The 26,589-nt window shown below is 68.9% G+C and carries 26 protein-coding genes; 16 read left to right on the top strand and 10 right to left on the bottom strand.

Going from position 1 to position 26,589, the window contains the following annotated elements; translation table 11 throughout:
* Positions 1 to 10 precede the first annotated feature (10 nt).
* Positions 11 to 493 (bottom strand): YqaA family protein, encoded by a 483-nt coding sequence (locus AC1VNM_RS28095; RefSeq protein ID WP_431102026.1) that lies wholly within the window; start codon positions 491 to 493, stop codon positions 11 to 13.
* A gap of 21 nt (positions 494 to 514) precedes the next feature.
* Here AC1VNM_RS28095 and AC1VNM_RS28090 point away from each other — a divergent pair, with 21 nt between their 5' ends.
* From AC1VNM_RS28090 to AC1VNM_RS28070, 5 genes are all read left to right on the top strand, one after another.
* The gene (locus tag AC1VNM_RS28090) at positions 515 to 1,429 is read left to right on the top strand and encodes a substrate-binding periplasmic protein (protein ID WP_483109092.1); all 915 of its coding nucleotides are present in this window, start codon (positions 515 to 517) and stop codon (positions 1,427 to 1,429) included.
* Positions 1,430 to 1,503: 74 nt separating this feature from the next.
* On the top strand, positions 1,504 to 2,625 hold the full coding sequence (dusB, locus tag AC1VNM_RS28085) for a tRNA dihydrouridine synthase DusB (protein WP_483109091.1): 1,122 nt from the start codon (positions 1,504 to 1,506) through the stop codon (positions 2,623 to 2,625).
* Entirely contained in the window at positions 2,622 to 2,855 is a 234-nt protein-coding gene (locus AC1VNM_RS28080) for a helix-turn-helix domain-containing protein (RefSeq protein WP_088406111.1), read from the top strand. The genes dusB and AC1VNM_RS28080 overlap by 4 nt, the downstream gene beginning before the upstream one ends.
* A gap of 39 nt (positions 2,856 to 2,894) precedes the next feature.
* Positions 2,895 to 4,475, top strand: a complete 1,581-nt coding sequence (gene purH / locus AC1VNM_RS28075; protein ID WP_377157086.1) for a bifunctional phosphoribosylaminoimidazolecarboxamide formyltransferase/IMP cyclohydrolase — start codon at positions 2,895 to 2,897, stop codon at positions 4,473 to 4,475.
* A 215-nt stretch (positions 4,476 to 4,690) separates the two neighbouring features.
* On the top strand, positions 4,691 to 5,209 hold the full coding sequence (locus AC1VNM_RS28070; RefSeq protein WP_483109090.1) for a porin family protein: 519 nt from the start codon (positions 4,691 to 4,693) through the stop codon (positions 5,207 to 5,209).
* Positions 5,210 to 5,290: 81 nt separating this feature from the next.
* On the opposite strand, the gene AC1VNM_RS28065 is transcribed toward AC1VNM_RS28070, so the two are convergent.
* On the bottom strand, positions 5,291 to 5,911 hold the full coding sequence (locus AC1VNM_RS28065; RefSeq protein WP_483109089.1) for a PIN domain-containing protein: 621 nt from the start codon (positions 5,909 to 5,911) through the stop codon (positions 5,291 to 5,293).
* The gene (locus AC1VNM_RS28060) at positions 5,908 to 6,348 is read right to left on the bottom strand and encodes a helix-turn-helix domain-containing protein (protein WP_483109088.1); all 441 of its coding nucleotides are present in this window, start codon (positions 6,346 to 6,348) and stop codon (positions 5,908 to 5,910) included. The genes AC1VNM_RS28065 and AC1VNM_RS28060 overlap by 4 nt, the downstream gene beginning before the upstream one ends.
* Positions 6,349 to 6,520: 172 nt before the next feature.
* Between AC1VNM_RS28060 and AC1VNM_RS28055 the strand changes: the two genes are divergently transcribed.
* Positions 6,521 to 7,930 carry a coniferyl aldehyde dehydrogenase gene (locus AC1VNM_RS28055; protein WP_483109087.1) on the top strand — a complete coding sequence of 470 codons (1,410 nt, stop codon included), beginning with the start codon at positions 6,521 to 6,523 and terminating at the stop codon, positions 7,928 to 7,930.
* On the top strand, positions 7,927 to 9,531 hold the full coding sequence (locus tag AC1VNM_RS28050) for a GMC family oxidoreductase (protein ID WP_483109086.1): 1,605 nt from the start codon (positions 7,927 to 7,929) through the stop codon (positions 9,529 to 9,531). The genes AC1VNM_RS28055 and AC1VNM_RS28050 overlap by 4 nt, the downstream gene beginning before the upstream one ends.
* A 56-nt stretch (positions 9,532 to 9,587) precedes the next feature.
* On the opposite strand, the gene AC1VNM_RS28045 is transcribed toward AC1VNM_RS28050, so the two are convergent.
* Positions 9,588 to 12,371, bottom strand: coding sequence for a hypothetical protein (locus AC1VNM_RS28045; RefSeq protein WP_483109085.1), 2,784 nt, complete (start codon positions 12,369 to 12,371; stop codon positions 9,588 to 9,590).
* Positions 12,372 to 12,622: 251 nt separating this feature from the next.
* On the opposite strand from AC1VNM_RS28045, the gene AC1VNM_RS28040 reads away from it, so the two are divergent.
* Genes AC1VNM_RS28040 through ruvC form a run of 3 tightly spaced genes read left to right on the top strand, consistent with a single transcriptional unit; the run spans position 12,623 to position 14,804 of the window.
* The gene (locus AC1VNM_RS28040; RefSeq protein ID WP_377157097.1) at positions 12,623 to 13,252 is read left to right on the top strand and encodes a lysophospholipid acyltransferase family protein; all 630 of its coding nucleotides are present in this window, start codon (positions 12,623 to 12,625) and stop codon (positions 13,250 to 13,252) included.
* Positions 13,249 to 14,235: a phosphatidate cytidylyltransferase gene (locus AC1VNM_RS28035; protein WP_431102018.1), complete on the top strand. Its 987-nt coding sequence runs from the start codon at positions 13,249 to 13,251 to the stop codon at positions 14,233 to 14,235. The genes AC1VNM_RS28040 and AC1VNM_RS28035 overlap by 4 nt, the downstream gene beginning before the upstream one ends.
* Positions 14,236 to 14,255: 20 nt before the next feature.
* The gene (ruvC, locus tag AC1VNM_RS28030) at positions 14,256 to 14,804 is read left to right on the top strand and encodes a crossover junction endodeoxyribonuclease RuvC (protein ID WP_331616849.1); all 549 of its coding nucleotides are present in this window, start codon (positions 14,256 to 14,258) and stop codon (positions 14,802 to 14,804) included.
* Between the two features lie 15 nt (positions 14,805 to 14,819).
* On the opposite strand, the gene AC1VNM_RS28025 is transcribed toward ruvC, so the two are convergent.
* A complete protein-coding gene (locus AC1VNM_RS28025; protein ID WP_377157101.1) occupies positions 14,820 to 15,329 on the bottom strand; it encodes a cupin domain-containing protein in 510 nt (169 codons plus the stop codon).
* Positions 15,330 to 15,488: 159 nt separating this feature from the next.
* Here AC1VNM_RS28025 and AC1VNM_RS28020 point away from each other — a divergent pair, with 159 nt between their 5' ends.
* A complete protein-coding gene (locus tag AC1VNM_RS28020; protein ID WP_483109084.1) occupies positions 15,489 to 15,704 on the top strand; it encodes a DUF1902 domain-containing protein in 216 nt (71 codons plus the stop codon).
* A 3-nt stretch (positions 15,705 to 15,707) separates the two neighbouring features.
* On the opposite strand, the gene AC1VNM_RS28015 is transcribed toward AC1VNM_RS28020, so the two are convergent.
* The gene (locus AC1VNM_RS28015; RefSeq protein WP_377157105.1) at positions 15,708 to 16,043 is read right to left on the bottom strand and encodes a DUF805 domain-containing protein; all 336 of its coding nucleotides are present in this window, start codon (positions 16,041 to 16,043) and stop codon (positions 15,708 to 15,710) included.
* Between the two features lie 179 nt (positions 16,044 to 16,222).
* Here AC1VNM_RS28015 and AC1VNM_RS28010 point away from each other — a divergent pair, with 179 nt between their 5' ends.
* The 5 genes from AC1VNM_RS28010 (at position 16,223) to AC1VNM_RS27990 (ending at position 21,692) form a co-directional block, all read left to right on the top strand.
* Positions 16,223 to 16,600 (top strand): COG4315 family predicted lipoprotein, encoded by a 378-nt coding sequence (locus tag AC1VNM_RS28010; protein ID WP_483109083.1) that lies wholly within the window; start codon positions 16,223 to 16,225, stop codon positions 16,598 to 16,600.
* Between the two features lie 28 nt (positions 16,601 to 16,628).
* Complete coding sequence (locus AC1VNM_RS28005; protein ID WP_483109082.1) at positions 16,629 to 17,162, top strand: RNA polymerase sigma factor; 534 nt, start codon at positions 16,629 to 16,631, stop codon at positions 17,160 to 17,162.
* A 10-nt stretch (positions 17,163 to 17,172) separates the two neighbouring features.
* On the top strand, positions 17,173 to 18,069 hold the full coding sequence (locus tag AC1VNM_RS28000) for an anti-sigma factor family protein (RefSeq protein WP_483109081.1): 897 nt from the start codon (positions 17,173 to 17,175) through the stop codon (positions 18,067 to 18,069).
* 64 nt (positions 18,070 to 18,133) lie between these two features.
* Positions 18,134 to 19,891: an ABC transporter ATP-binding protein gene (locus tag AC1VNM_RS27995; protein WP_483109080.1), complete on the top strand. Its 1,758-nt coding sequence runs from the start codon at positions 18,134 to 18,136 to the stop codon at positions 19,889 to 19,891.
* Positions 19,878 to 21,692 (top strand): ABC transporter ATP-binding protein, encoded by a 1,815-nt coding sequence (locus tag AC1VNM_RS27990; RefSeq protein ID WP_483109079.1) that lies wholly within the window; start codon positions 19,878 to 19,880, stop codon positions 21,690 to 21,692. The genes AC1VNM_RS27995 and AC1VNM_RS27990 overlap by 14 nt, the downstream gene beginning before the upstream one ends.
* Before the next feature lie 73 nt (positions 21,693 to 21,765).
* On the opposite strand, the gene AC1VNM_RS27985 is transcribed toward AC1VNM_RS27990, so the two are convergent.
* From AC1VNM_RS27985 to ftsZ, 4 genes are all read right to left on the bottom strand, one after another.
* Entirely contained in the window at positions 21,766 to 21,951 is a 186-nt protein-coding gene (locus tag AC1VNM_RS27985; protein ID WP_483109078.1) for a hypothetical protein, read from the bottom strand.
* 19 nt (positions 21,952 to 21,970) lie between these two features.
* The gene (gene lpxC / locus AC1VNM_RS27980; RefSeq protein WP_483109077.1) at positions 21,971 to 22,906 is read right to left on the bottom strand and encodes a UDP-3-O-acyl-N-acetylglucosamine deacetylase; all 936 of its coding nucleotides are present in this window, start codon (positions 22,904 to 22,906) and stop codon (positions 21,971 to 21,973) included.
* A gap of 23 nt (positions 22,907 to 22,929) precedes the next feature.
* Positions 22,930 to 25,095, bottom strand: a complete 2,166-nt coding sequence (locus AC1VNM_RS27975) for a sensor histidine kinase (protein WP_377157120.1) — start codon at positions 25,093 to 25,095, stop codon at positions 22,930 to 22,932.
* 173 nt (positions 25,096 to 25,268) lie between these two features.
* Positions 25,269 to 26,504 carry a cell division protein FtsZ gene (gene ftsZ, locus AC1VNM_RS27970; protein ID WP_377157122.1) on the bottom strand — a complete coding sequence of 412 codons (1,236 nt, stop codon included), beginning with the start codon at positions 26,502 to 26,504 and terminating at the stop codon, positions 25,269 to 25,271.
* Positions 26,505 to 26,589: the final 85 nt, after the last annotated feature.

Raw genomic sequence — 26,589 nt, 5'->3', positions numbered from 1 at the left:
CCGACGCGGCTCACTCAAAAATGGCGATGCCGATGGCGGTCATGAGCAGGTAGCGCATGAATTTGCCCACCGCCATGTAGGCCACGCAAGGCCAGAACGGCAGACGCAGCCAGCCCGCGAGGGCGCATAGCGGATCACCGACGATGGGCAGCCAGCTCATCAGGCAGGTCCTGGCGCCGAAGCGACGCAGCCAGCCGAGCACGCGCTGGTCCCGCGGCGTGTGGTGCACGGCGGCTTCGTACGCGCGTTCCGCGCCGTAGCCCATCCACCAGGTGATCGCGCCGCCGATCGTGTTGCCGGCCGTGGCCACGAGGATCGCGGGCCAGAAGAGCTCCGGCTTCGCGTGCACCAGCAGCAGCACGACGGGCTCCGATCCCATCGGCAGCAAGGTCGCCGAGACCAGCGCGATGACGAACACCGCGCCCAGCCCCACCTGCGGGAGAGATAGGGTCTCCAGCATCAGGTGAATCATCTGTTGCAGCCAAGCTTCCATGCGTGGGATTATCTGAAGACCATGTCCTTGCGCCGCCTTGCCGTCTCGTCGTTCACGTTGATCGGCCTGACCGTCGCCGGGTCGGGGCCCGGCGGGCCGCCGCAGTGGGGTGTCGTCGCGATGGCGCAGACCGCGCCGCCGCAGTCCGCCCCACAGGCAAGCGCGGCGCCCGGGCCGTCGACGTCCCCGCAGACTTCCCCGGCACCGATCGCCGGCTGCCCGATGCTGATCGCGTCCGGCAATCCTCAGTATCCCCCCTACCTCTGGCGCGATCCGACGGACGAGCAGAAGCTGGTGGGGGCCAATGCGGACATGATGCAGTGGTTCGCCGCGGAGATCGGCATCCCGATCGAGACCCGCTACGTCGGGCCGTGGGGCCGTGTGCAGGAGGAGATGCGCGCGGGCCGCATCGACCTGATCGCGGGCGCCTTCTTCACGCTGCCGCGTACCGAGTACATGGACTACTTCCACCCCGCGTTCCGCGAGACGCGCAGCGTCATCTGGACGCGGACCGCGGCGCCGGTCGCGTACAAGCGTTGGAGCGACCTCGCGCCCAAGCAGGGCGTGACGGTGATCAACAACAGCTTCGGCGTCGAGTTCGACAACTACGCCCGCCAGTCGCTGAAGATCAGCCAGGTCGCGAGCATCGAGCAGGCGATCCTGATGCTGCAGCGCGGCCGCGCCGACTACATGATCTATGAGGACACGCCGGCCGAGGCCTATGCCGCGCGCAACGGCGGTCCGGCGATCCAGCCGCTGATGCCGGCGATCGCGCGCGAGGGCCTGTACGTGACGCTGTCGCACCGCTCGCGTTGCAACTCGCCGGAGCTCCGGGGCCGCATCGCCCGCGCGGTCTACAAGCTGTCGCAGGACCGCGTGATGAACCGCTTCGTCGAGCAGGGCTTCATGCTCTGGCGCAAGCAGCCGTCGCTCTGACGGGAACTGGGAACGGGCGGGTCGGGGGCGGTATACTTCTGCCTCTTTTTTGTGCAACCGCCCCACTGTTCCCGATGCCCACGCCGCTGCCCGGCCCTCTCACGCTGGGTCCCTACGTCCTGCCGAACCGTCTGTTCGTCGCCCCCATGGCGGGTGTGACCGACCGGCCCTTCCGCGTGCTGTGCAAGAAGCTCGGCGCGGGGTATGCGGTGAGCGAGATGGTGACCTCGCGCAAGGACTTGTGGAACAGCCTGAAGACCTCGCGCCGCGCGAACCATGAGGGCGAGTCGGCGCCGATCTCCGTGCAGATCGCCGGGACGGAGGCGTCGATGATGGCCGAGGCCGCCGCGTACAACGTGGACCGTGGCGCGCAGATCATCGACATCAACATGGGCTGCCCGGCCAAGAAGGTCTGCAACAAGTGGGCCGGTTCGGCGCTGATGCAGGACGAGGCGCTGGCGCTGGAGATCGTCGAGGCGGTGGTGGCCGCGTGCGCGCCGCGCGGCGTGCCGGTCACGCTGAAGATGCGCACCGGCTGGTGCCAGGCGGAGAAGAACGCGGTGGCGCTGGCGCGCGCGGCGGAGTCCGCCGGTATCGCGATGGTCACCGTGCACGGCCGCACGCGCGAGCAGGGCTACAGCGGCCGCGCCGAGTACGACACGATCGCCGCGGTGAAGGCGGCGTTGCGCATCCCGGTCGTCGCCAACGGCGACATCGACACGCCGCTCAAGGCGCGCGAGGTGCTGGCCGCCACCGGCGCGGACGCGATCATGGTCGGCCGCGCGGCGCAGGGCCGCCCGTGGATCTTCGCGGAGATCGCGCACTTCCTGGCCACCGGCGAGGAACTGCCCGCACCGCGCATCGCCGACGCCAAGGGCTGGCTGATCGAGCACCTGCACGACCACTACGCGCTGTATGGTGAACTGACCGGCATGCGCAGCGCGCGCAAGCACATCGGCTGGGCCGTGCGCGCGCTGCCCGGCGGCGAGGACTTCCGCCGCCGCATGAACACCCTCGAGAGTTGCGACGACCAGGTCCGCGCGCTGACGGACTGGCTCGACGCGCTGGCGGACGACCATGACCGGCTGCCCTACCTGCCGGCGAACGACGACAGCCTCGAAGACGACAACACTGACGCAGCCGCCGCCGCGAACGACGAACAACACCAAGACCAAGAAAGAAGGCTGACGGCATGACGCCCAAACCGATCGACTCCTGCATCCGCGAAAACCTGGAGGTCTACTTCCGCGACCTCGGCGGCGAAGTCCCGCACTCGATGCACGAGATGCTGATCCGCCTTGTCGAGAAGCCGCTGCTGGAAGTGGTGATGCAGCACAGCGACGGCAACCAGAGCAAGGCCGCCGAGTGGCTCGGCATCAACAGAAACACGCTGCGCCGCAAGCTCGTCGAACATAAATTGATCTGAGCCCCGCGCGCCGAACCGAATCCCCTTTAGAGAGCTCCCATGGCCCAACTCACCGCCCTGATCTCGGTCTCCGACAAGACCGGCATCGTCGATTTCGCCAAGGCGCTGCACGCGCTGAACGTGCGTCTGCTGTCCACCGGCGGCACCGCCAAGCTGCTGGCAGACGCCGGCCTGCCGGTGACCGAGGTCGCGCAGCACACCGGCTTCCCGGAGATGCTGGACGGCCGCGTGAAGACGCTGCATCCGAAGATCCACGGCGGCCTGCTGGCCCGCCGCGATCTGCCCGAGCACGTCGCCGCGATCCAGCAGCACGGCATCGACACGATCGACATCCTGGCGGTCAACCTGTACCCGTTCGAAGCCACCGTCGCCAAGCCCGGCTGCACGCTGGAGGACGCCATCGAGAACATCGACATCGGCGGTCCGGCGATGGTCCGCAGCGCGGCCAAGAACTGGAAGGACGTGACGGTGCTGACCGACGCGTCGCAGTACGCGCAGGTGCTCGAGGAGCTGAAGGCCGACGGCAAGACCAGCGACAAGACGCGCTTCGCCGCATCGGTGGCCGCCTTCAACCGCATCGCGCAGTACGACGCCGCGATCAGCAACTACCTGAGCGCGCGCCTGGAAGACGGCTCGCTGTCCGAGTACCCCGCGCAGATGAACAGCAGCTTCATCAAGGTGCAGGACCTGCGCTACGGCGAGAACTCGCACCAGACCGCCGCGCTCTACCGCGACCTGCATCCGGCGCCCGGCTCGCTGGTGACCGGCAAGCAGCTGCAGGGCAAGGAACTGAGCTACAACAACATCGCCGACGCGGACGCCGCGTGGGAATGCGTGAAGAGCTTCGACGCACCGGCCTGCGTGATCATCAAGCACGCGAACCCCTGCGGCGTGGCCGTGGCGGCGAACGCGGCCGAGGCTTACGCGAAGGCCTTCAAGACTGACCCCACCAGCGCCTTCGGCGGCATCATCGCCTTCAACCGCGAGGTGGACCGCGCCGCCGCGGAGCTGGTGTCCAAGCAGTTCGTCGAGGTGCTGATGGCGCCGTCCTTCAGCGCCGAGGCGCGCGAGGTCTTCAAGGGCAAAGTCAACGTGCGCCTGCTCGAGATCGCGCTGCCGCCGGGCGGCGCGCGTCCCTGGGACCAGGGCCGCAACGCGCAGGACGTCAAGCGCGTCGGCTCGGGGCTGCTGGTGCAGACCGCCGACAACCACTTCCTGACGAAGGCCGACCTGAAGGTCGTCACGACGCTGCAGCCGACGGCGCAGCAGCTGGACGACCTGATGTTCGCGTGGACCGTCGCGCAGTACGTGAAGAGCAACGCGATCGTCTTCTGCGGCGGTGGCATGACCCTGGGTGTCGGCGCCGGCCAGATGAGCCGCATCGATTCGGCGCGCATCGCGTCGATCAAGGCGGAGAACGCCGGCCTGCCGCTCACGGGCTCGGCCGTGGCGAGCGACGCGTTCTTCCCGTTCCGCGACGGCCTGGACGTGCTGGCCGACGCGGGCGCCTCCTGCGTGATCCAGCCGGGCGGCTCGATGCGCGACGAGGAAGTCATCGCCGCCGCCAACGAGCGCGGCATCGCGATGGTGTTCACGGGCGTGCGCCACTTCCGTCATTGAGTGCGAGCGCGCCTTCACCGTCGCGTGAAGGCGTCGTCAAACACACATCCGACCCTCGCCCCACGATGGCCCCGCGACGGCCTTGCCGTCGCGCGGGGACAACTGCGGAAAGAAATGTGACATGTTCGCGGCGCTGGCGATCGGGTTTCCCCTGATCCCGGTGCTACCTTGCGCCCCGGCACCGTTCTGGTGCTGTTGTTCAAGAGCAAGCAAACATGAAAAAGATCTCCGCCATTGCCGCCGCCCTCCTGCTGGCCGGCGCCGCCCAAGCCCAAGCACCGAAGCCAGAGCTGTACGGTGAGGTGGGCTACAGCTTCATCACCATCGACGCCGGCGGCACCGACCTGGAGCCGGGCCTGCTGCGCGGCCTCGTGGGCTGGAACGTGCACCCCTACCTGGCCGTCGAAGGCATGCTGGCCACCGGCGTCAAGGACGACAAGACCTTCGGCGTCAAGACCAAGGTCTCGAACGCCTACGGCGTGTACCTGAAGCCGAAGTACGACTTCGGCAACGGCTTCGAAGTGTTCGGCCGCCTGGGCTACGTGCACACGAAGATCAAGTCCAGCTTCGGCAACGAGTCCGGTTCCGACAGCGACGGCGACGTGTCGTACGGCGTTGGCGTGAGCTACTCCTTCAACAAGCAGTGGTACGGCGCGCTGGACTACACCAGCTACTACAACAAGGACAGCGTCAAGGCGACCGGCGTGACGCTGGGCGTCGGCTACCGCTTCTGATCGCCGCGATCGCCTCGCGGCGATCCGGACGGGCTCCTCGGAGCCCGCGAGACAAAGCCCGGCTCCGGCCGGGCTTTTGCGTTACTGGGGCGAGTTGCCATCGACCTCCATGCAGATGGCCAGTTGACACGCCGTGATCTCCTGCCCGTCCAGAGCAAGTCGAGACAGCGTCAACGCCGCTGGCTCGCCACTCCGAAGCGCCCGTCGATAGGCGTTGAAAGCTCGGAGGAACCCTGCGGAGTGATCGACGAAGAGCGCCGAGAGAAAGCCGTCCGGGTGCTGGAGATCGATCCCCACCCGTCGGAGCGCGAGTCTGCGAAAGTCCTTCAAGTTCTTGGTCAGGAGATGGACCACGTCTTCTGACTCGCGCGGAACAAGCGCCATGGCGCACGCCGCCACGTGGGCATCCTTCATGGAGCGGACAGCGTGCTTCGCCCCGATGAGTTCTCGCTGAATATCCTCGGCATTCACCTCGGCCTCTGGCAGCGAAAGTCGCATCAAGACCTCGTTCTGGTGAGCATGCGCGAGATCCCTTCGTCGTCCCGAACGCACGAGGGCTCGACTCATCTCCGACAGGATGTCCGCACTCCAGCGGAGCTCGATGAGTCCTTCGTAGTCGAGATGAATGAGCAAAGCCCGTGTGGTCCCACCGAACAGCGTATCTGCGTCGGCAACGACGGGCACGCTGATCGCATCAGTCACAGATCCACGGCCTCATACTCTTCGCCGACCGACTGACCCAGCTGCTGCAGCGCGTCCCACTGCTGGCGCCGGGCACGCTTCTGCCAAGCCAGCAGATCCGACTTCAGCACCCGGCGTTGATTCCCCACCCGTTGGAACAGAGGGATCTCCCCCGCATCGATCCGGGCCGTCAAGTACGGCCGCGACACTTTCACGAGGTTCGCCGCCTGTTGCGTGGTCAGCACCATGTCTTCACCATCCTTCTTTGTCTTTGAACGTGTTGCAGGGTCAGGTTTTGCTGCGGGTCTGAGCAACTGGGCACCGAGCACCTGCTCGAAGGCCTGCCTGACCAGCTTCTCCTTCGCCGCGGAGAGCGGCACATGCCGCCTGACCGCGTCGACGAGTGGCCCTACGTCGAGAACAAGGCTGGACGAGGAAACCGACTTGATCGTTGCCATGGCTGTGAGCTGAAAGTCTAAGGACACTCGAAATTCTCGCAATACTCGAAATGCGTCAAGTGACTGACGCGGATTAGTCATTGGTCTCTACTCGGGATCGCACGGCCTGGGCGCGGCCGCGGAGCGGGCGTACGCTTGCTCCCATTCAAGAACGACAAGGCGGAGACACCCCATGGACCAAGCCCTGCACGAGCGCCTGCACCTTGTGTTGGAGCAGCAGCGCGCCGCGTTCGATCGCGAGCGGATGCCGACCTGTGCGCAGCGCCGGGACCGTCTGGCGCGGCTGCTGCGGATGAGCGTCGAGCACGCGGAGGCGCTTGCCGACGCGATGTCCCGCGACTTCGGCCACCGCTCGCGGCACGAGAGCCTGCTGGCCGATCTGTTCACCGTGCAGTCAGGCGCCCGGCATGCGATGCGGCATCTCAGGCGCTGGATGGCCGTCAAGCGCGCCCCGACCGCCCTGCACTTCCTGCCCGCCGGCAACCGGCTGATGCCGCAACCGCTCGGCGTGGTCGGCATCGTCTCGCCGTGGAACTATCCGTACTACCTCGCGATGGCGCCCGCGCTCGCGGCGCTGGCCGCCGGCAATCGCGTGATGATCAAGCCGTCGGAGCTGACGCCGGCCACCTCGGCGCTGATGGCCAGGCTCGTCGCCCAGCACTTCGCGCCCGACGAGATGACCGTCGTCACCGGCGATGCGGAGGTCGGCAAGGCCTTCACGCAACTGCCCTTCGACCATCTGTTCTTCACCGGCTCGACGCCCGTGGGTCGTCTGGTCGCGCAGGCCGCGGCGCAACGCCTGACCCCGGTCACGCTCGAACTCGGCGGCAAGTCGCCGGCGATCGTCGACCGCAGCGCCGACCTCGGGCGCACCGCCGAGCGCATCGCCTTCGGCAAGCTGCTCAACGCCGGACAGACCTGCGTCGCGCCGGATTACGTGCTGGCACCGAAGGAGCTCGTGCAACCGCTGGCCGATGCGATCGTGGCCGCCGTGCGTCGGCTGTATCCCCGCATCGAAGGCAATCCGGACTACACCGCCATCGTCAGTCCGCGCCATCACGCGCGGCTGAAGGGCCTGCTGGAAGACGCGCAAGCCCGCGGCGCGGCGCTGCGACCCACGCACGACGACGCGCCCGCGGACCGTCGCCTGGTCCCGACGCTGCTGCTCGACACCACCCCCGAGATGGCGGTCATGCGCGAGGAGATCTTCGGCCCGCTGCTGCCGATCGTGCCGTACGGTCATCCGTCCGAGGCGATCGCGCACGTCAACGGCGGCGACCGGCCCCTGGCCTTGTACTGGTTCGGCGAGGACAAGGCCGCGCGCGACGACGTGCTCGCCCGCACCCATGCCGGCGGTGTCACGGTCAACGACTGCATCTGGCACCTGGGCCAGGAGGAACAGCCCTTCGGCGGCGTCGGCGCCAGCGGCATGGGCGCGTACCACGGCGTCTGGGGCTTCAACACCTTCAGCAAGCTCAAGCCGGTGTTCCTGCAGTCGCGCTTCGCCGGCACGAAGCTGTTCCATCCGCCGTACGGCGCGACCTTCGACCGCCTGCTCGGCCTGCTGAAGAAGATCGCATGAGCGCGGCGGACGGAAGCGATGCCGACATCCTGATCGTCGGCGGCGGCTCCGCGGGCGCGGTGCTCGCGAGCCGGCTCAGCGAGGATCCCGGCTGTCGCGTGCTGCTGCTCGAAGCGGGAGGCCGGGGCGACAGCTGGGTCACGACCACGCCCTTCGCCGGGGTGCTGCAGGTCGCCGCGAAGCTCAACAACTGGGGTTTCCAGACCGAGCCGCAGTCCGGCCTGAACGGCCGGCGCGGCTACCAGCCGCGCGGCAAGGCGCTGGGCGGATCGTCCGCCATCAACGCGATGGTCTACACGCGCGGACACCGCAGCGATTACGACGCATGGGCCGCGGCCGGCAACGTCGGCTGGGGCTACGACGACCTGTTGCCCTTCTTCATCCAGGCCGAGCGCAACGAGCGCTTCGGCGCCCCGTGGCACGGGCAGGACGGCCCGTTGCGCGTCGGGGACCTGCGCACCGATTCGCCGATCCACGCGGCGTGGCGGGCGGCGGCGCGGGAGTCGGGCCACGCGGTCCTCGAGGATTTCAACGGCGCCGACCTCGAGGGTCTCGGCGTCTATCAGGTCACGCAGCACGAGGGCGAGCGGTGGAGCGTCGCGCGCGCCTATCTCGAACCGCATCTGGGCCAGCGGCCCAATCTGCGCGTGGAGACCGGCGTGCGCGCGTTGTCGCTGGTGCTCGACGAGCGGCGCGCGGTTGGCGTCGAGGTGCTGCAAGGCGGCCTTCGACGTACGTTGCGGGCGAGGCGCGAAGTCATTGTCTGCGCCGGCGCGCTGCAGTCGCCGCAGTTGCTGATGCTGTCGGGCATCGGCGACGGCGCGCAGCTGCAGGCGCACGGCATCGCGGTGCGGCACCACCTGCCCGGCGTCGGTCGCAACCTGCACGACCATCCGGACTTCGTCTTCGGTTATGAGTCCGATTGCCTCGATCTCGCGGGCATCTCCGCGCGCGGCAGCGCCCGCTTCGTCGGACAGCTGCAGCGCTATCGCCGCGAACGGCGCGGGCTCGTGACCAGCAATTTCGCCGAATGCGGCGGCTTCCTGTCGACGCGCCCCGGCCTGCCCGCGCCGAACGTGCAACTGCACCTGGTCGTGGCGCTGGTCGAGGACCACGCGCGCAAGCTGCGGCTGGGGCATGGGCTGTCGTGTCACGTGTGCCTGCTCAGGCCACGCAGCCGCGGCGCGCTGACGCTTGCCAGCGCCGATCCGCTGGCCGCGCCGAGGATCGATCCGGCCTTCCTGCAGGACGCCGAGGACGTGCGGGAATTGATCGAGGGCTACAAGCTCACGCGCGATCTGATGCGTGCGCCGTCGATGAAGGCGTTCTGGAAGAACGAGACCTGGAGCGCCGGCGTGGACGCGGACGCCGACATCGAGGCGCTGCTGCGCCGACGCGTCGACACGGTCTACCACCCGGTCGGCTCGTGTCGCATGGGCAACGACGACCTGGCCGTCGTCGACGACCACCTGCGCGTGCGAGGCATCGAGGGCTTGCGCGTCGTGGACGCATCGATCATGCCGAGCGTGGTCAGCGGCAACACGAACGCGCCAGTGGTGGCGATCGCGGAGAAGGCGACACAGTTGATCCGCGCTGAATGAGGAAGCCTCCCTGCGCAGGGCGGGGCGTCAGCCGCTGACCGGGCCGGTCGTGGCCGTCAGATCACCGAGGCGTTGAGCGTGAACTGAAGTGACGTCGTCGGGCTGAGATTGAGGAAGCTGTCGGTCAACTGCACGAGCACGTGCTTGTCGCCATCCGCGCCGAATGCCGAGCCCGGAATCTCTCCGCCGCTCTGCCAGTCCGACCAGTGCTGACCGTTGTCGATGCTGTAGTGGACATACTCTCCGGCCTTGAGCCCTGAGACCAGCACGGTCCCATCCGCAGTGATGCGGTCCGCGTGATACGGACCGGTGTCATTCTTCAGCGTCACGTCCGGCGCGTTGGGCGCAATCGTGTCCGCCCGCACGGTCAGCACGCGGGTCGACGTGTTGCCGGCCTTGTCGGACGCCGTGATCAGCAAGGTGCTCTGTGCCGGCGTGTTGCTGGTCTGTCCCGCGCTGAAGTAGTCCGCGGCCCAACTGGCCCCGCCATCCGCGCCAAAGGCGTAACTGGAGCCGCCGATCCTCACATCGACGACGTCACTGCCGTGGGTCGCCACCGTGACGCCGCTCTGTCCATTGAGTTGCAGGAGCGAGTCGCTCGCGAAGGGGGCATTGGGGGCCGTCACCTCGATCACGGGCGGCGTCGCGTCCAAGGACAACTGCACCGTGTCCGCCGCCCCGGCATTGCCCGCGGCATCGACCTGCCGGACCTCGACGGTATTGGCACCCTCATCCAGGACACGCGTCGCCAGCTGTGTACCATGGCCTTCGCGCCAATGCTCGTCACCGTTGACCTTGAACTCCCAGCTCGCACCCGGCTCGAGCCCGTCGACCGAGACATAGCCGCTGGCATTGATCAGATTGTCCGGCGCCGCGACGCCGCCCTGCCTGTGGACGCTCGCGAGCACGGCGTCCGGTGCGACGCTGTCGACGGTGACCGCCAACGATTCGACGTCGCTCACATTGCCGGCGAGGTCAGTCTGGCGCACGTCGACGGTCTGGTGGCCTTCATGCAGCGCACCGGCCGCCAACGAATCTCCGGTCCCGGCCTTCCAGTCGCCGCCGTCGATCCGGTATTCCCAGGTCGCGGTGTCCTCCAGCCGATGAACCAGCAGGCTGCCCTGTCCGTTGATCGCCGGCAGGCCGGTGCTGGTCGCCAGGTCGGGACGGTCCGGCGCCAGACTGTCGCGCGTGACGGTGATCGAGCTCACGGCGCTGTCGTGGCCGGAGGCGTCCGTCTGCATCAGCGCCACGTCATTGCGACCTTCGACCAGATAGGTCGCCGCCAGCTGCGAGCCGCTGCCGACGTGCCAGTCACCCTCGCCGTTGATGCGGTACTTCCAGGTCGCGTCGGTCTCAAGGTTGTCGAGAACGACCGATCCCTGAAGTGGCACCAGATCGCCATGGCCACCGTCGAGGTGGGCATGCAGCATGTCCGGCGCATGCAGATCCTGGCGGACCGTCAGTGTCGCGGCGGCACCCGGGTTGCCGGCCGCATCGACCTGCAGCACGTCGAGCCGGTTCTCGCCATTCGACAGCGCGGTCGCGGGAATGCGCCCGTCCTGCCCTTCGATCCAATCGCCCTGCCCGTTCACGCGGAACTTCCAGCTCGCGCCGGCTTCAATGCCCGAGACGTTGATGAAGTCCTTCGTGTTCAGCAGGTCGGTGCCGCTGCTGGTCTGCAGCACCGGCGCGTCCGGCGGCGTGAGGTCGAGCGTCACGGTCAGATGGCTCAGCGGACCATGCTCGCCGCCGGCGTCGACCTGGAAGGCCTCGACCTTGTTCAGGCCCGCGACGAGCACGCTCCCCGGCACCTCGCCGCCCGTGCCCTGGACCCAGTCGGCCGCGTCGTTCACCCGGTAGAACCAGGTCGCGCCCGGCGCGAGGCCGGAGACGGCGATCGTGCCGTCATTGCTCAGCCCGTCGTTCGACGCACTGCCTGAACTGCCGTTGTCGTGCGCCAGCGTCAGCGTCGGCGCGAGCACCTCGTCGTGGACCCGCACCGCGAGCGTGGCGACGTCGCCGCGGCGGCCTTGATCGTCGAGCTCCGCGACCATCACCGCGTGCACGCCGCGGTTCAAGGTGGCGGCATCGATGCGGCTGCCCTGGCCGGCGTGCCAGGTGTTGTCCCCGTCGATGCGGTACACCCACGCGCCGCCCGGCGAGGCGAGCGCGACATCGACATGTCCCGCGCCATCGATCGTGTCCTTGCCGGAGCTGGTGGACAGCCGCGGCGCCGCAGGCAGCGGGGCTTCCGGCGGTGCGGGGGGTGCCGGCGGGGACGGCGGCGGCGTGGGCGCCGACGGCGTGGCGGCGGCCGAGGCGCGGCTGTCGCTGGCATGGCTGTCGCTGCCGTGGCCGCCCGCGCTCGCGACGCCGGCCAGCAGGACCCCGGCGCCGGCGATCATCCACGGCCACACGGCATCGTGGTGGCAATCCTCCTCCGTGCCGTCGCTGTGGACCTCGCGGCAGGAGTCCGCCTGGTGCGTCGCCGCGTCCGCGTCCGCGTCGGCGCCCGCCACCTTGGCCGGGTCCTCCGTCGCCGCAGGCGGTGCCTCCGCGGACGCCGTCGAGGCGTCGGTCGAGCCGTCCGCCTCGTTCCCGCCGTCCGACGCCTCCAGCGGAGCGGCCTCGTCGGGCTGGTGGCCTCGGGGCCTGCGGGTGGCGCCGGATGCAGGCGCGCCGGCGGACAGGGACACGGCGGACAGGGACACGGCGAACAGGGACACGGCGGACAGGGACGCGGCGGGCAGGGCAAGGTCCGCCACCGGCGTCGTGGTGGGCACGGGCGGCATCCCGATCGTGGTCTTGCTGGCTGGGGCAGGAGTGGAGGTCGTCATCGGCGTGCTGCGTAACCGGAAAGGACAGAAGACTCCCAGTGTCTTGTCATACGCCCGCCGGAGACGATGACCGGTTCTTGCAAGATTTCCAACGAAACCGACTTACTTGAGTTGAACCCCTCGTTGAGTAGAGCCATCGTGGCGTGGAACCCTCGTTGAATGGAGTCATCGTCTCCGGTGTCGGCGCAGACGGGTCCTGGGCCGATCGAGACTCCGAGCCGCCCCACCCGCAGTCCGGGATAATCCGTCCCATGGTCCTTGCCGAAATCACCGGCCTGTTCCTGTCCTGGCTGGCGCGCCTGATCACCGGCGCGCAGGGACACTGGAAAGGCTGTCCCCCGACGTCCGAACAACGCATCTACTTCGCCAACCATCAGAGCCACTTCGACTGGGTGCTGATCTGGGCCTCGCTGCCCGGCGAACTCCGCGCCCGCACCCGCCCGATCGCGGCGCGCGACTACTGGACCAGTTCCGCGCTCAAGACCTGGCTCACGAGCGCCGTGTTCAACGCGGTCTACGTGAGCCGCACGCGCGCGACACCCGACGAGGATCCGCTCGAGCCGCTGGTCGACACGCTGCAGGGCGGCGACTCGCTGGTCATCTTCCCGGAGGGCACGCGCTCCAACAAGGGCGCGCCGCAGGCCTTCAAGGCCGGCCTCTACCACCTGTCCGAGCAGTTCCCCGACGTGCAGCTCATCCCCACCTGGATCGACAACGTCCAGCGCGTCATGCCCAAGGGCGAGATCGTGCCGGTGCCCATCCTGTGCACCGTCACCTTCGGCGCGCCGATCCGGATCGAACCCGGCGAGGACAAGCGCGCCTTCCTGGAACGCGCGCGCTCGGCGGTGATGGCGCTGCGTCCCGGAGGATGGAAGGAATGAGGTGGCTCAAGTCATTGAACAGCGGCGAGCAGGTCGCCTTCCTGTTCGTCGTGCTGTTCGGCGCGCTGCTGCTGGTGAGCATCGGCTCGGTGCTGTGGTCGCTGCGCGAGCGCCCCGACGACCAGCAGGAAGCCTGGCAGGCGCGCTGGGCCAGGTTCCGGCACGAGCTCAACATGGTCTGGGTCGGCGCCTGCCTGTTCTGGGCCGCGTGGGTGTCCGGGCCGGTGGGCGCGACGCTGCTGTTCGCCGTGTTCTCGTTCCTGGCCTTCCGCGAGTTCATCACGCTGCTGCACACCCGCCGCGCCGATCACCGCGGGCTGATCATGGCCTTCTTCGTGATCCTGCCGCTGCAGTACGTGCTGGTGGGCACGCGCCACTTCGACCTGTTCTCGGTGCTGATCCCGGTCTACGGTTTCCTGGCGATCCCGGTGGCCAGCGCGCTGGCGGACGACCCGGGTCGCTTCCTGGAGCGCAATTCGAAGATCCAGTGGGGCATCATGGTCTGCGTCTACGGCCTGTCGCACGCGCCGGCGCTGCTGCTGCTCGAGTTTCCGAAGTACGAGGGCCGCGGCGCCTTCCTGCTGTTCTTCCTGGTGGCCGTGGTGGCCTGCGGACAGATCGCGCAGGCGATCGCGACCAGCCGCTTCCGCGCCAAGCCGGTGGCGCGCCGCATCAGCCGCTCGTTCACGATGAAGGCGTGGTGGATCGGCGCGTTCACGGCGGCGCTCGTGGGCGCGCTGCTCTACTGGATCACGCCGTTCAAGGCGGGCCAGGCGGCGATCGCCGCGTTCGTCGCGGCGGGCTGCGGCAGTTTCGGCGTGTTCGTGATGCAGGCGCTCAAGCGCGACGCGGGCATCAACGCCTGGGGCAATCGCAGCGCGATCACCGGCGCGGTCGGCCTGCTGGACCGCATCGCGGTGATGTGCTTCGCGGCGCCGGTGTTCTTCCATTCGGTGCGGTGGTATTTCCGCGCCGGCACTTGACCCTTGAAGGAGGCGACGGCATGCGCATCCTCGGCATCGACCCCGGCTTGCAGACGACCGGCTTTGGCGTCATCGACGCGGACGGGCCGCGGCTGGCGTACGTGGCCAGCGGCACGATCAAGACCAACGCGCTGCCGACCGGCGACCTGCCGGGCCGGCTGAAGATCCTCTACGACGGCATCCGCGAGGTGGTGTCGCGTTACCAGCCGACCTGCGCGGCGGTGGAGATCATCTTCGTCAACGTGAACCCGCAGTCGACGCTGCTGCTGGGGCAGGCGCGCGGCGCGGCGCTGACGGCGCTGGTGTCCTGCGACCTGCACGTGTCGGAGTACACCGCGGTGCAGATGAAGAAGGCGATCACCGGGCACGGCGGCGCGGCGAAGTCGCAGGTGCAGGCGATGGTGGCGCGGCTGCTGAAGCTGCCCGGCGAACCGGGCAAGGACGCGGCGGATGCGCTGGGCATCGCGATCATGGACGCGCATGCCCGCGTGTCCTTCGAGGCGATGGGCAAGCAGACGACGCTGCAGCGTCGGCAGCACGCGCAGTTCAAGGGCTCGCGGACGTATTGAGCGCGGCGGCCCGGTTCAGGGTTCGTCGTGCCAGTAGTCGAGGTCGCCCTCGCCCACCTTGCGGATGGCCTCGAACGGTTGGGTCGCGTTGGCGGGCACGTGTTCGGCCATGAACTTGTTCGAGTCCGGATAGACGCAGATCTCCGGCTGTTCCATCGTGCTGACGGAGAGGTAGCGGATCGGCGCGTCCGAGGTGTTGATGATGTGATGCGGGTACTCGGGGCCCGCGGGGATGAAGATCACGTCGCCGGCCTTGATCGGCAGACGCTCGCCGGCGACGCGCAGCGTGCCGGTGCCCTCGAGGATGATGAACATCTCCTCCTGCGCGTAGTGCAGGTGGTACGGGCAGGTGGTCTTGCCGGGCTCGACGATGTCGTAGGACGCGCCGAGCTTGCGCGCGGCGGTCCCGCGCGCCAGACGCGCGGAGCGCGCCTCGTACATCGGCTCGCGCTTGAACGAGGTCAGCTCGGCCTCGTGGAAATTGCGGATCAGCTGGGCGGCTAGCGCCTGGGCGCGGTCGGTCATGCGGGGGTCTCCTGGCAATCCTGACAAACTGAAGTGGCGGGTGCCACGCGTTCCGGTAGTCGCAGACTAGCTTTGAAACCGCTCCCCTACCAATCCATGCCGCAGACCATGGGGACATCGCTGACTAGCATTGATTGCTCCCGACCTTCAGGAGCACCCATGCCTCAACCATTCCAGATCGACGTCAACCACGACCCCGAAGCCGAGGTCTGGATCGCCCAATCATCCAAGGTGCCAGGACTTGCCATCGAGGCCGGCGACCTTGTGACGCTCGACGATCGACTGCAGCAGATCGTCCCCGAACTGCTCGAAGCCAACGGCTGTGCCGCCGGCCCCCAGAAGCGATGGACTTACCTGCTGAGGCTCAGCGCGTGATCATCACGCCGTCGTCGCCGTGCCCGCGCCGTAGCGGTTCGGCTGGCTCGGCTGGACGAGCCAGTAGATCATCACGATCCAGCCGATCAGCGGGATGATGCCGATCAGCTGCCACCAGCCGCTGCGGTCGATGTCGTGCAGCCGGCGCGCCGCGACGGCAAAGGACGGCAGCAGCGTCAGCAGCGAAAAGACCAGGCTCAGCTTGTCCGAGAACACGCTCAGGATCGCCGAGCCCAGCACCAGGAAGAGCACGAACCACCAGTACTCGGACCGGCTCGCGGTGCCGTTGAAGTCCGCGTACTTGCGCAGGCAGGTCTGGATCGAATCGCCGAAATTCATGGCACTCCCTCTTTCTCGTGTGAACATGGACGTCCCCGGATCGGGGACCGCCGGATCGTAAGGGCCTGCCCCCGACGTGGCGATCCCTCCGAGGGTGGACGAAAGTCAGTTGGAATAAGTGGCCCTCCCACCGTGTTCATGCAATACCCCCCACCTGACTTCAACCCAGGAGACTCCGCATGACGAAGACCCTCACGCTGACCGCCGCCGCCATCCTGATGGCCGCCGCCGGCCTCGCCGCCGCGCAGTCGGCCCCCGCGACCGCCAAGGGCGACGCGCTGGTCGGCCCGAACGAGATGACGCTCTACACCTTCGACAAGGACACCGCCGGCAGCGGCAAAAGCGTGTGCAACGGCGGCTGCGCCACGAACTGGCCGCCATTGATGGCCCGCGCCGAGGACAAGGCCTCCGGCGACTGGTCCGTCATCACCCGCGACGACGGCTCCAAGCAATGGGCCTACAAGGGCAAGCCGCTGTACTTCTGGGTCAAGGACACCAAGCCGGGCGAACGCAGCGGTGACGGCGTCAACCAGGTCTGGCACGCTGCAAAGCCATAAACGGCCTGGCTCGCAGACCGTCTCGCCCATGCCTCTGGTCCTCGACGAAGCGCTGCCGCTGCTTCCCCGCCTGCGCCGCCACGCGCGGCTGCTGTGCGGCGACCATGCCCGGGCGGACGACCTGCTGCAGGACACGCTGGAACGCGCCGCCCGCAAGGGCGCGCTGTTCCATGCCGAGCCGGGGCCCGCGCGCCAGGATGCGCTGCGCAACTGGCTGCTGACGCTGATGCACCGCCTCTACCTGAACCAGCGGCGCGACGCCAGCGAGGCGATGCACGACTCGCTCGACGAGGACGATACCCCGCAGCCGACGATCGAGGAGCCGCAGCAGCGCGTCGCCCTGCGGCTGGACCTCGAACGGGCGCTGGCCGCGCTGCCGGCGGCCTCGCGCGAGATCCTGCTGCTGGTCTGCGTCGAGGAACTGAGCTACCAGGACGCCGCCCGCGTGCTGGACGTGCCGGTGGGCACGGTGATGTCGCGGCTGTCGCGCGCCCGCGACCGGCTGCGCCTGTCGATGGACGGCGCCGCATCGGGCCGCCCGCCGCTGCGGGTGGTGAAATGAGCGCCGCATCATGACGCCCGACGACATCGACTTCGACGAATCCACCCTCCACGCCTACGTGGACGGACAACTGCCGCCCGAACGCGCCGCGCAGGTCGCGGACTGGCTGCTGCGCCACCCGCGCGCCGCGCAGCAGGTGCTCGGCTGGCGCGAACAGCGCGAGTCGCTGAAGGCGCTGCATCGCGACTGGCTCGACGAGCCCGTGCCGGCGTCGCTCACGACCGCACTGCGCCCGCCGGCGGCCAATGCCTCACGCTGGCCGCGCGCCTGGGCGGCGGCACTGCTGCTGACCCTCGGCCTGGGAGCCGGCGCCGCGGGCGGCTGGGGCGGTCATGCCTGGTGGTACGGCAAGAAGGAAGCCGCCGCAATGGCCGCCGCCGATGCGGCCGCGCGCGCCGCCGGCCGCGATCCTTCAATTCCGGAATACGTCCGCGACGCCGCCATCGCGCATGCCGTCTACCAGCCCGAGAAACGCCATCCGGTCGAGGTCGGCGCCGACCAGGCCGATCACCTGATGCAATGGCTGAGCAAGCGGCTCGGCCAGCCGCTCTACGCGCCGGTCCTGCGCGACTACGGCTGGAAGCTGGTCGGCGGCCGCCTGCTGCCTGCCGGCGACGATGCATCCGTCGGCGCGGCGCTGGCCCGCGCGCAGTTCATGTACGAGAACGAGGCCGGCGAACGCTTCACGCTCTACGTCAGCACCGGCGCGAGTTCGCCGGAGGCGCCGGTGGCCTTCCGCCTGATGCGGCGTGTCGAGGCGGGCCAGACCACGCGCAGCCTGTACTGGATCGACGGGAAGCTGGCCTACGCGCTCAGCGGCAGCTTCGACGAGCGGCGCCTGCGCGTGCTCGCCGATCTGGTCCACGCGCGCATCGGCATGATCGCGCGGGCGGCCTCCGCGCCGTGAGGCTCGCCCGGACCATGGCCCTGACCTTCCGGCGGTCAGGACCCGGCGGGCACAATGCGCGGCCATGTCGTCGTCCCTCTCTCGCCTGATCGTCGGCCACATCCGCGGCCACTGGCGGCCCTACGCAGCCAGCGCGCTGATGCTCAGCACCATCGCCGTCCTGACGGTCTGGATCCCGCGGCAGGTGGGCCACGTCGTCGACGCGCTGGTCTCGCACCGCCTCGCCGGCTGGGACCTGATCGGACAACTGGGCCTGCTCGTGCTGGCCGGCCTCGCGATCTATCTGCTGCGCGTCGGCTGGCGCCTGGCGCTGTTCCGCACCGCCTACGAGCTCGGCCGTCAGCTGCGCATGCGGCTGTACGCGCAACTGACGAATCAGGGCCCCGCGTTCTTCCACGCCCAGCGCACCGGCGACCTGATGGCGCTGGCGACCAACGACGTCGACGCCATCGAGATGGCCGCGGGCGAGGCGCTGCTCGCCGCCTTCGACGGCTCGCTGACGCTGATCCTGGTGCTCGGCATGATGACGATCGGCGTCGACTGGCGCCTGGGGCTGGCCGCGCTGGTGCCCTTCCCGTTCATGGCCTACGCCTTCTGGCGCATCTCGACGCGGATCCACGTCGCCTCCTCCGATTCGCTGAAGCGTTTCTCCGCGCTGAACCAGCAGGTGCAGGACAGCCTCGCCGGCGTGCGCACCGTGCGCGCGCTCGGCCTCGTGCGGCGCAGTCGCGAGCAGTTCGGCGACCTGGCCCGCGACGCCGGCGACGCCGCCTACCAGGCGCAGCGCTGGGAAGCGATGTTCGAGCCGGCCGTCGGCCTGTCGCTCGGCGCGGCGACGGTGATCGCGCTCGGCGTCGGTGCGTGGCTCGTCGGCACGGACGTCATCAGCATCGGCCAGTTGACCGCGTTCACGATGTACCTCGGCCAGTTGATCTGGCCGATGTTCGCCGCGGGCTGGGTGCTGTCGCTGCTGGAACGCGGACGCGCCGCCTGGTCGCGGCTGCAACCCGTGCTGGATGCACCGGTCAGCCTGGTGGACACCGGGACGAGCGACGTCCCCGCGCACGCCGGCATCACGTGGGAGCACGTGTCCTTCCGCTACCCCGGCATGACGCAGCCGACGCTCGAGGACATCGCGCTGACGCTGCCGCCGGGCCGCACGCTGGGCATCGTCGGCGCGACGGGATCGGGCAAGTCCACGTTGCTGCGTCTGCTGCTCAGGCAGTACGAGCCCGACGCTGGCACCGTGCGCCTGGGCGGCATCCCCGCGCCGCAGATCCGCCTCGAGGCGCTGCGGCGCGCGCTCGCCTGGGTGCCGCAGGAACCCTTCCTGTTCTCGGCCTCGGTCGCGGACAACATCGCCCTCGCCCGCCCGGACGCGACGCGCGAGCAGATCCTGGCCGTGGCCGAACTCGCCGCCGTGCACGACGACATCGCGCGGCTGCCGCTGGGCTACGACACGCTGGTCGGCGAACGTGGCGTCACCTTGTCCGGCGGCCAGCGCCAGCGCATCGCGATCGCGCGGGCGCTGCTGGCCGAGGCGCCGGTGCTGCTGCTGGACGATGCGCTGTCGGCCGTCGACAGCGGCACCGAGTCGCAGATCCTCGACCACTGGCGCGAGTTGCGCCAACGGCATCCCGAGCGCAGCCTCGCCGTGGTCAGCCATCGCTTGTCGGCGGTCATGGAGGCCGATGAGATCGTCGTGTTGAAGCAGGGCCGCATCGTCGAACGTGGCCGTCATGACGAGTTGCTCGTACTGGGCGGCTGGTATGCCGGCCAGTGGCGCTATCAACAACTGGAGGCCAGCCTTGACGCCGCCTGAGACCGCGTCCGGCAAGGACGGCAAGAACTCGCACAACGCGAAGCTCGCGAAGGACGCTCAGAACGACCACTCGCCGCGCGAAGCGCTGGCCCTGCTGGCGCAGGCCGCCGCGCCGGAGCGCCGCGGCCTGGTGAAGGGACTGGGCTGGCTGGTGGTCGCGGCGTCGCTGGAGGCGATCGGCCCCATCCTCGGCAAGCACTTCATCGATGCGCACGTGCTGACGCGCAACTTCGAGCTCGGCCCGATGGCGCTGCTGCTGGGGTCCATGCTGCTCGCCGGCTGGACTGCCAGCCTGCTGCGTTACGCGCAACTGCGCCGCATGGCCTCGGTCGCGCGGCGCTCGGTGCTGCGCCTGCGCGAGCAGGTCTATGCGCACGTGCTGGCGCAGCCGATGGCCTTCTTCGACCGCAGCATCACCGGCCAGTTGCTGAGCCGGATCACCAACGACACCGACGCGGTCAACAACCTGTACCGGCAGGTGCTGTTCGTGATGCTGGACTCGACCATCGTCGTGGCCGGCGCGCTGGTCGCGATGGCGTGGCTGGACTGGCGGCTGATGCTGATCGTGCTGGCGCTGGTGCCGGCGAGCTCCGGGATCATCTGGCTCTACCAGCGCGCGAGCAGCGGCCCGGTGCAGCGGGCCCGCGCGCTGCGCGCCGAGCTCAACGCGCAGATGGCCGAGAGCATGGCCGGCATGGCAATGCTGCAGTCGGCCGGCGCGGCGCAGCGCTTCGCGGCGCGCTACGAGACCGCCAACCGCGCGCAGCTCGACGCACGCGTGCAGGAGCTGCGCGCCAACGCGTGGCTGCTGCGTCCGGCGCTGGACCTGCTCAACGTGCTGCTGATCGTCACGGTGATCTACGGTTTCGGGCTGCGCGAGCTGTCGGGCCTGGAGGTGGGGCTGCTGTATGCGTTCCTCGCCTACATCGCGCGCGTGGTCGAGCCCCTGATCCAGATCACGATGCAGTTCAGCCAACTGCAGCAGGCCCTGGTGGCCGCGTCGCGCGTGCGCGCGCTGCTGCGCGAGCCCTGCGAGCCCCGGTCGTACCGGCCCGACCTCGTGGTCGGCCCGGGCGCGATCCGCTTCGAGCACCTGCAGTTCGCCTACAAGCCCGAGCAGCCGGTGCTGCGCGACCTGGACCTCGACATCCCGGCCGGCAGCTTCGTCGGCATCGCGGGCCACACGGGCTCGGGCAAGTCGACGCTGCTGGCGCTGCTGCTGCGCTTCTACCAACCGCAGCAGGGCCGGATCCTGATCGACGGACAGCCGCTCGACCAGTTGCCCGACGAGACCTTCCATGCGGCGCTCGGCCTGGTGCCGCAGGAGCCGTACCTGATCGCCGGCAGCGTGCGCGAGAACATCCGCATGGGGCGCGCGATCTCCGACGAGAAGATCGAGGCGGCGGCCCGCGCGTCGCGCGCGCATGAGTTCCTCAGCGCGCTGCCGCAGGGCTACGACAGCCGCCTGGGCGACGGCGGGCTGGCGGTGTCGACGGGGCAGAAGCAGCTGATCGCGCTGGCCCGCGCGCTGGCCGGCGATCCGCGCATCCTGCTGCTGGACGAGGCGACGGCCAACATCGACAGCGCCACGGAAGCGCAGGTCGGCGAGGCACTGCGCGCGCTGCGCGGGAAGGTCACGGTCATCGCCATCGCGCACCGCCTGTCGACCATCCGCGAAGCCGATCAGATCGTGGTGCTGAACCACGGTCATCTCGACGAGCGCGGCACGCACGACGAGCTGATGGCGATCGACGGCGGGATCTATCAGCGGCTGGTGCAGTTGCAGGCGCTGGAGGAGTAATGCTCCCGCCCTGAAAGTGCGAAGGCCGCTCGATGAGCGGCCTTCTTCGTTGGAGGAGGAGCGCGGAGCTCGGCTACACCAGCAGCACCAAACGCTCCAGGATCAGCACCGCGAAGAACCCGATGCCGGCGATCACGGTCCACTTGATCAGCAGGATGCCGCGGCGGCGCCAGATCGGCTGCCTCGTGCCGATGTAGACGGCGAAGCAAAGGAGGCCACCAGCCAGCAGCAGCGCGAAGACGAGGCGGAAGACGAGCACCTTCAGCGATCCGACGCGCTCACCACGCCGGCGCCAGCTCGGCGAACCCCGCCGGCGCGTCGCGCTCGTCCTCGAAGGTCACGATCTCGTACGCCTCGGCGTCCGACAGCAGTTCGCGCAGCAGCAGGTTGTTCAGCGCGTGTCCGCCCTTGAACGAGGTGTACGCCGCCAGCAGCGGATGCCCCACGACCTGCATGTCGCCGATCGCGTCCAGGATCTTGTGCTTCACGAACTCGTCGTCGTAGCGCAGGCCCTCGGCGTTCAGCACGCGGTAGTCGTCGACCACGATCGCGTTGTCCATGCTGCCGCCCAAGGTCAGCCCGCGCGAACGCATCAGCTCGATGTCCTTGGTCATGCCGAAGGTGCGCGCCCGCGCGATCTCGCGCTTGTACTGGCCGCTGCCCATGTCGAAGACATACTGCTGGCCCGTCGCCGACACCGCCGGGTTGTCGAACTCGATCTGGAAGCTCAGCGTGTAGCCGTGGTGCGGCACCAGCTTCGCCCACATCAGGCTCTTGCCCTCGCCCTTGCGCACCTCCACCGGCTTCTTCACCCGCAGGAACTGCTTGGGCGCGTTCTGCAGCTCGATGCCTGCGGACTGCAGCAGGAAGACGTAGCTCGCTGCCGATCCGTCCAGCACCGGGACCTCGTCCGCGTTGATGTCGATCAGCAGGTTGTCCAGGCCCAGGCCCGCGCAGGCCGAGAGCAGATGCTCGATCGTCTGCACCTTGGGCTGCCCCGGATCGCCCTGCGGGCTGATCGTCGTGGCCATGCGCGTGTCGCAGACGCTGTGCGTGTTCACCGGGATGTCGACGGGCTGGGCCAGGTCGACGCGCCGGAACACGATGCCCGTGCCGGGCGCGGCCGGGCGCAGCGTGATCTCCACCTTCTGGCCGCTGTGGATGCCGACCCCGACCGCACGGGTCAGCGATTTGATGGTGCGTTGCTTGATCATGGACGTATTGTCCCAAAACGGGGTCAACCCTGCTGGGCGCCGGCCTGGATCACGGCCTCATGGTCGGCCCGCGCCACCGGCAGTCTCAGCGTCACCACGGTGCCGTGCCCGGGGCTGCTGTCCACGCGCAGCAATCCGCCCAGCACCTTCGCGCGGCGCTGCAGGCCGCGCAGCCCGCGGCCCTGCGCGATCGACGCCACGTCGAAGCCCTCGCCGTCGTCCTCGACACGGATCTCCACGCGCTTGCCGAGGTCGCGCGTCACCACCCGCACCCGCGACGCTCTCGCATGCTTCAGCGCGTTGGTCAGCGCCTCCTGCATCAGGCGCAGCACGTGCAGCGCGTCGGGCGGTTCCAGCCACTCCAGCGGCGGCAGGTCGTGCACGTCCCATTCCAGCTTGAGCCCGCCGAGCTGCAGCCGCTTGCCCAGGCGGTAGCGCATGGTCGCCAGCAGCGACACGATGTCGTGGCCCACCGGCTCCAGCGAGTCGATCACCAGGCGCAGGTCGTCGACGCATTCGCGCAGCACGGTCACGACCTGATCCTGCGGCATCGAGCCCTGCTCCACCGCCACCATCGCCGACAGCAGCGACGAGCCCAGCCCGTCGTGCATGTCCTGCATGATCCGCTGCCGCTCCAGCAGCAGCGCCTGCTGGCGCTCGACCTCGCGCAGCTTGTCGTGCTGCGCGCTCAGTTGCACGCTCTGCTCCTGCAGCCGCTGCGCGAGTTCCCCGTTGGCGCGCTCCACCCCGCGCAGCGCCTCGATGTAGCGGAACTGCACCGCGTACAGGAAGCTCGCCAGGATCACCAGGGTCGCGAACGGCATCAGGTAGATGTGCTCCGGCCACCACCAGCCCGCGAGCAGGCCCAGGTCGTGCACGCCCAGCACGACGCCGATCACCAGCGCGGCGGCCATCACGCGCAGCTCGCGCGTGCCCTGGCGCCAGGCCACGCTGGCCACGAAGCCGGTGCCCGCCAGGCCCACGACCGCATTGCAGATGTGCAGCAGCACCAGCGCGTCGAAACCGTTGCCCCACAGCGGCATCGACGCGAGGCTCGACACCAGCACGAAGAGCCCGATGCCGCGCTCGAAACGCGTGAAGCGCTGCCGCGCGAAGCGCAGCGCGAAGAGGAAGGTCAGCAGCATCACCCACGACATCGAGGCGTGCGTGACCCACCAGAACCATTCGAGCGCGTCGCGCGTGCGCGGCAGGTCCAGGTGGTAGTGGAGGTTGCGCACCAGCCACGCCACCGTCGCCAGCGAGAACAGCAGGTAGGACGGGTCCTCGCGCCGCTTCACCCACAGCACGAGTGCGAAGAGCCCCAGCGTCACCAGCGTCAGCCCGGTCGCCTGCGGCACGCCGATCTGCAGCACCCAGCGCCGGTCGTGGCGCGGCTCGAGGTCCTCGCGCGCGCCCAGCCACACGCTGGACACGGAGTAGTAGCCGGCCTGCATCACGGGGACCGCGATGATCACCTCGATCTCGCGCGCCTGCTGGATCTCGGTCAGCGCCGACGGCAGCACCACCCACAGCGGCCGCACCCATTGCTCGCGCGCGCCGGACTGGTTGTCGAAGACCGGCCGCCAGCCGTCGTCGGTCTTCACCAGCACCGCCGCCGCCAGCGCCACCAGGCGCGGCATGTAGAGCGCGACGCTGGTCGGCCAGCGGCCGTTCGGCGCGGCGTAGCGGACGCGGTACCAGCGCATCTGGAAGCGCACGTCGCTCGTGTCCTGGGTCGCTTCGCGCTGCTGCACCTCGGGCAGCCGGATCCGCTGCCACGCCGCCGGGTCCTCCGGCGGCAGCAGTCCCCGCGGCAGCGCGCCGTTCGCGCCGTCCATGACACGCAATGAGCGCCACCAGGCCTTCAGCTGATCCTGCGTCCAGTCGCTGGTGGCGACCTCCGCCTCGGTCGCGCGCTGCGCGCCGGCGAGCGGCGCCGCCTCAGGCACCGGCCGTGCCGGTCCGAGCGGCGACGCTTGCAAGACCTGCGCGGGGGGTGCCGCGCCGGTCGCCTGCGCGGGCTGTCCGCCTTGCGCTCGGCCCATTTCGGGCATGAACGCGAACAGCGCCAGCACCAGGCTGGCCAGCAGCGCGATCAACAGCGGTGTCGACGGGCGCGACGCCCACGCCCGCCGCGCACGCGCGGCCGGCAGTGCCGACGTCGTTTTCCCAACCTCACCGTGGACCATGCATTCGCTCTGTCTTGTGATCGCGCGCCAGTGTGCCGAAGTTCACCGAGTGGCACGAGCGTTCATTTGCAACAGACGCCCCGCATCCCTCAAATGCGCGGCCACGGGAAGAAAAAGGCCGTGTCCTTTTCGGGACACGGCCTTGAAGCTGATGGCGTCGAGAGCGTTCGGTCTCAGTCCGCCTGCTTGCGCAGGAAGGCCGGGATCTCGATCTCGTCCATGCCGTTGGACGACAGGGCCTCGACCTTCGCCGCGGCCGTGCGGCCATGGCGCCAGACGCTCGGCACGCTCATGCCGCCGAAGTCCGTCGCCGACATCGGCGCCGCCGCTGGCGTGCCTTGCGCGGCGGCCGAACCCGGCATCACCACCGGCTGCGTCAGCACCGGCATGTTGTCGGTGCCGGTGCGCAGCTGCGGCTGCTGCACGACGAGCTGCGGCTGCTGGCGCGCCGCGGCGCGCTGGCTCAGGCCGGTCGCGATCACGGTGACGCGCAGCTGGTCGCCCAGCGATTCGTCGTAGGCCGTGCCGTAGATGATGTGCGCGTCTTCAGCGGCGTAGCGCTTGATCGCGGTCATCGCGTTGCGGCTCTCGGCCAGCTTGAAGTTGTTGCGGCTGGCCGCGATCAGCACCAGCACGCCGCGCGCGCCGGACAGATCGATGCCTTCCAGCAGCGGGCAGGCCACGGCGCCTTCCGCCGCCTTGGACGCGCGGTCCGGACCGGCCGCGACCGCCGTGCCCATCATCGCCTTGCCCGGCTCGCTCATCACGGTCTTGACGTCTTCGAAGTCGACGTTGACCAGGCCCGGCATGTGGATGATGTCGGAGATGCCGCCGACCGCGTTCTTCAGCACGTCGTTGGCGTGCGCGAAGGCCTGGTCCTGCGTGACGTCGTCGCCCAGCACTTCCAGCAGCTTGTCGTTGAGCACGACGATCAGCGAGTCCACGTTCGCCTCGAGTTCCTGCAGGCCCAGGTCCGCGGCCTTGCCGCGGCGGTTGCCTTCGAACTCGAACGGCTTGGTGACGACGCCCACCGTCAGGATGCCCATTTCCTTGGCCACGCGGGCGATCACGGGCGCCGCGCCGGTGCCGGTCCCGCCGCCCATGCCGGCGGTGATGAACAGCATGTGCGCGCCGGTGATGGATTCGCGGATGCGCGCCTCGGCTTCCTCGGCGGCGGTTTTGCCGACCTCGGGTTTCGCACCGGCGCCCAGGCCGGTATGGCCCAGTTGCAGGAGTTGATCGGCCTTGGAGCGATTCAGGGCTTGGGCATCCGTGTTGGCCACGATGAATTCCACGCCCTGGACACCTTGGCTGATCATGTGCTCGACCGCGTTGCCGCCGCCGCCGCCCACGCCGATCACCTTGATCTGGGTGCCTTGATCAAACTCTTCGATCATCTCGATCGCCATATCAAACCTCCTGTCCATATTGTGCAGTTGCCATCAGCAAAATAGAAGTGGGATCCACCCTTTTTTAGGGTGCAAAACCCTCAAA

Source organism: Mitsuaria sp. MSU3D (genome assembly GCF_056867975.1).
This window is presented reverse-complemented; position numbering and strand designations above follow the sequence as displayed.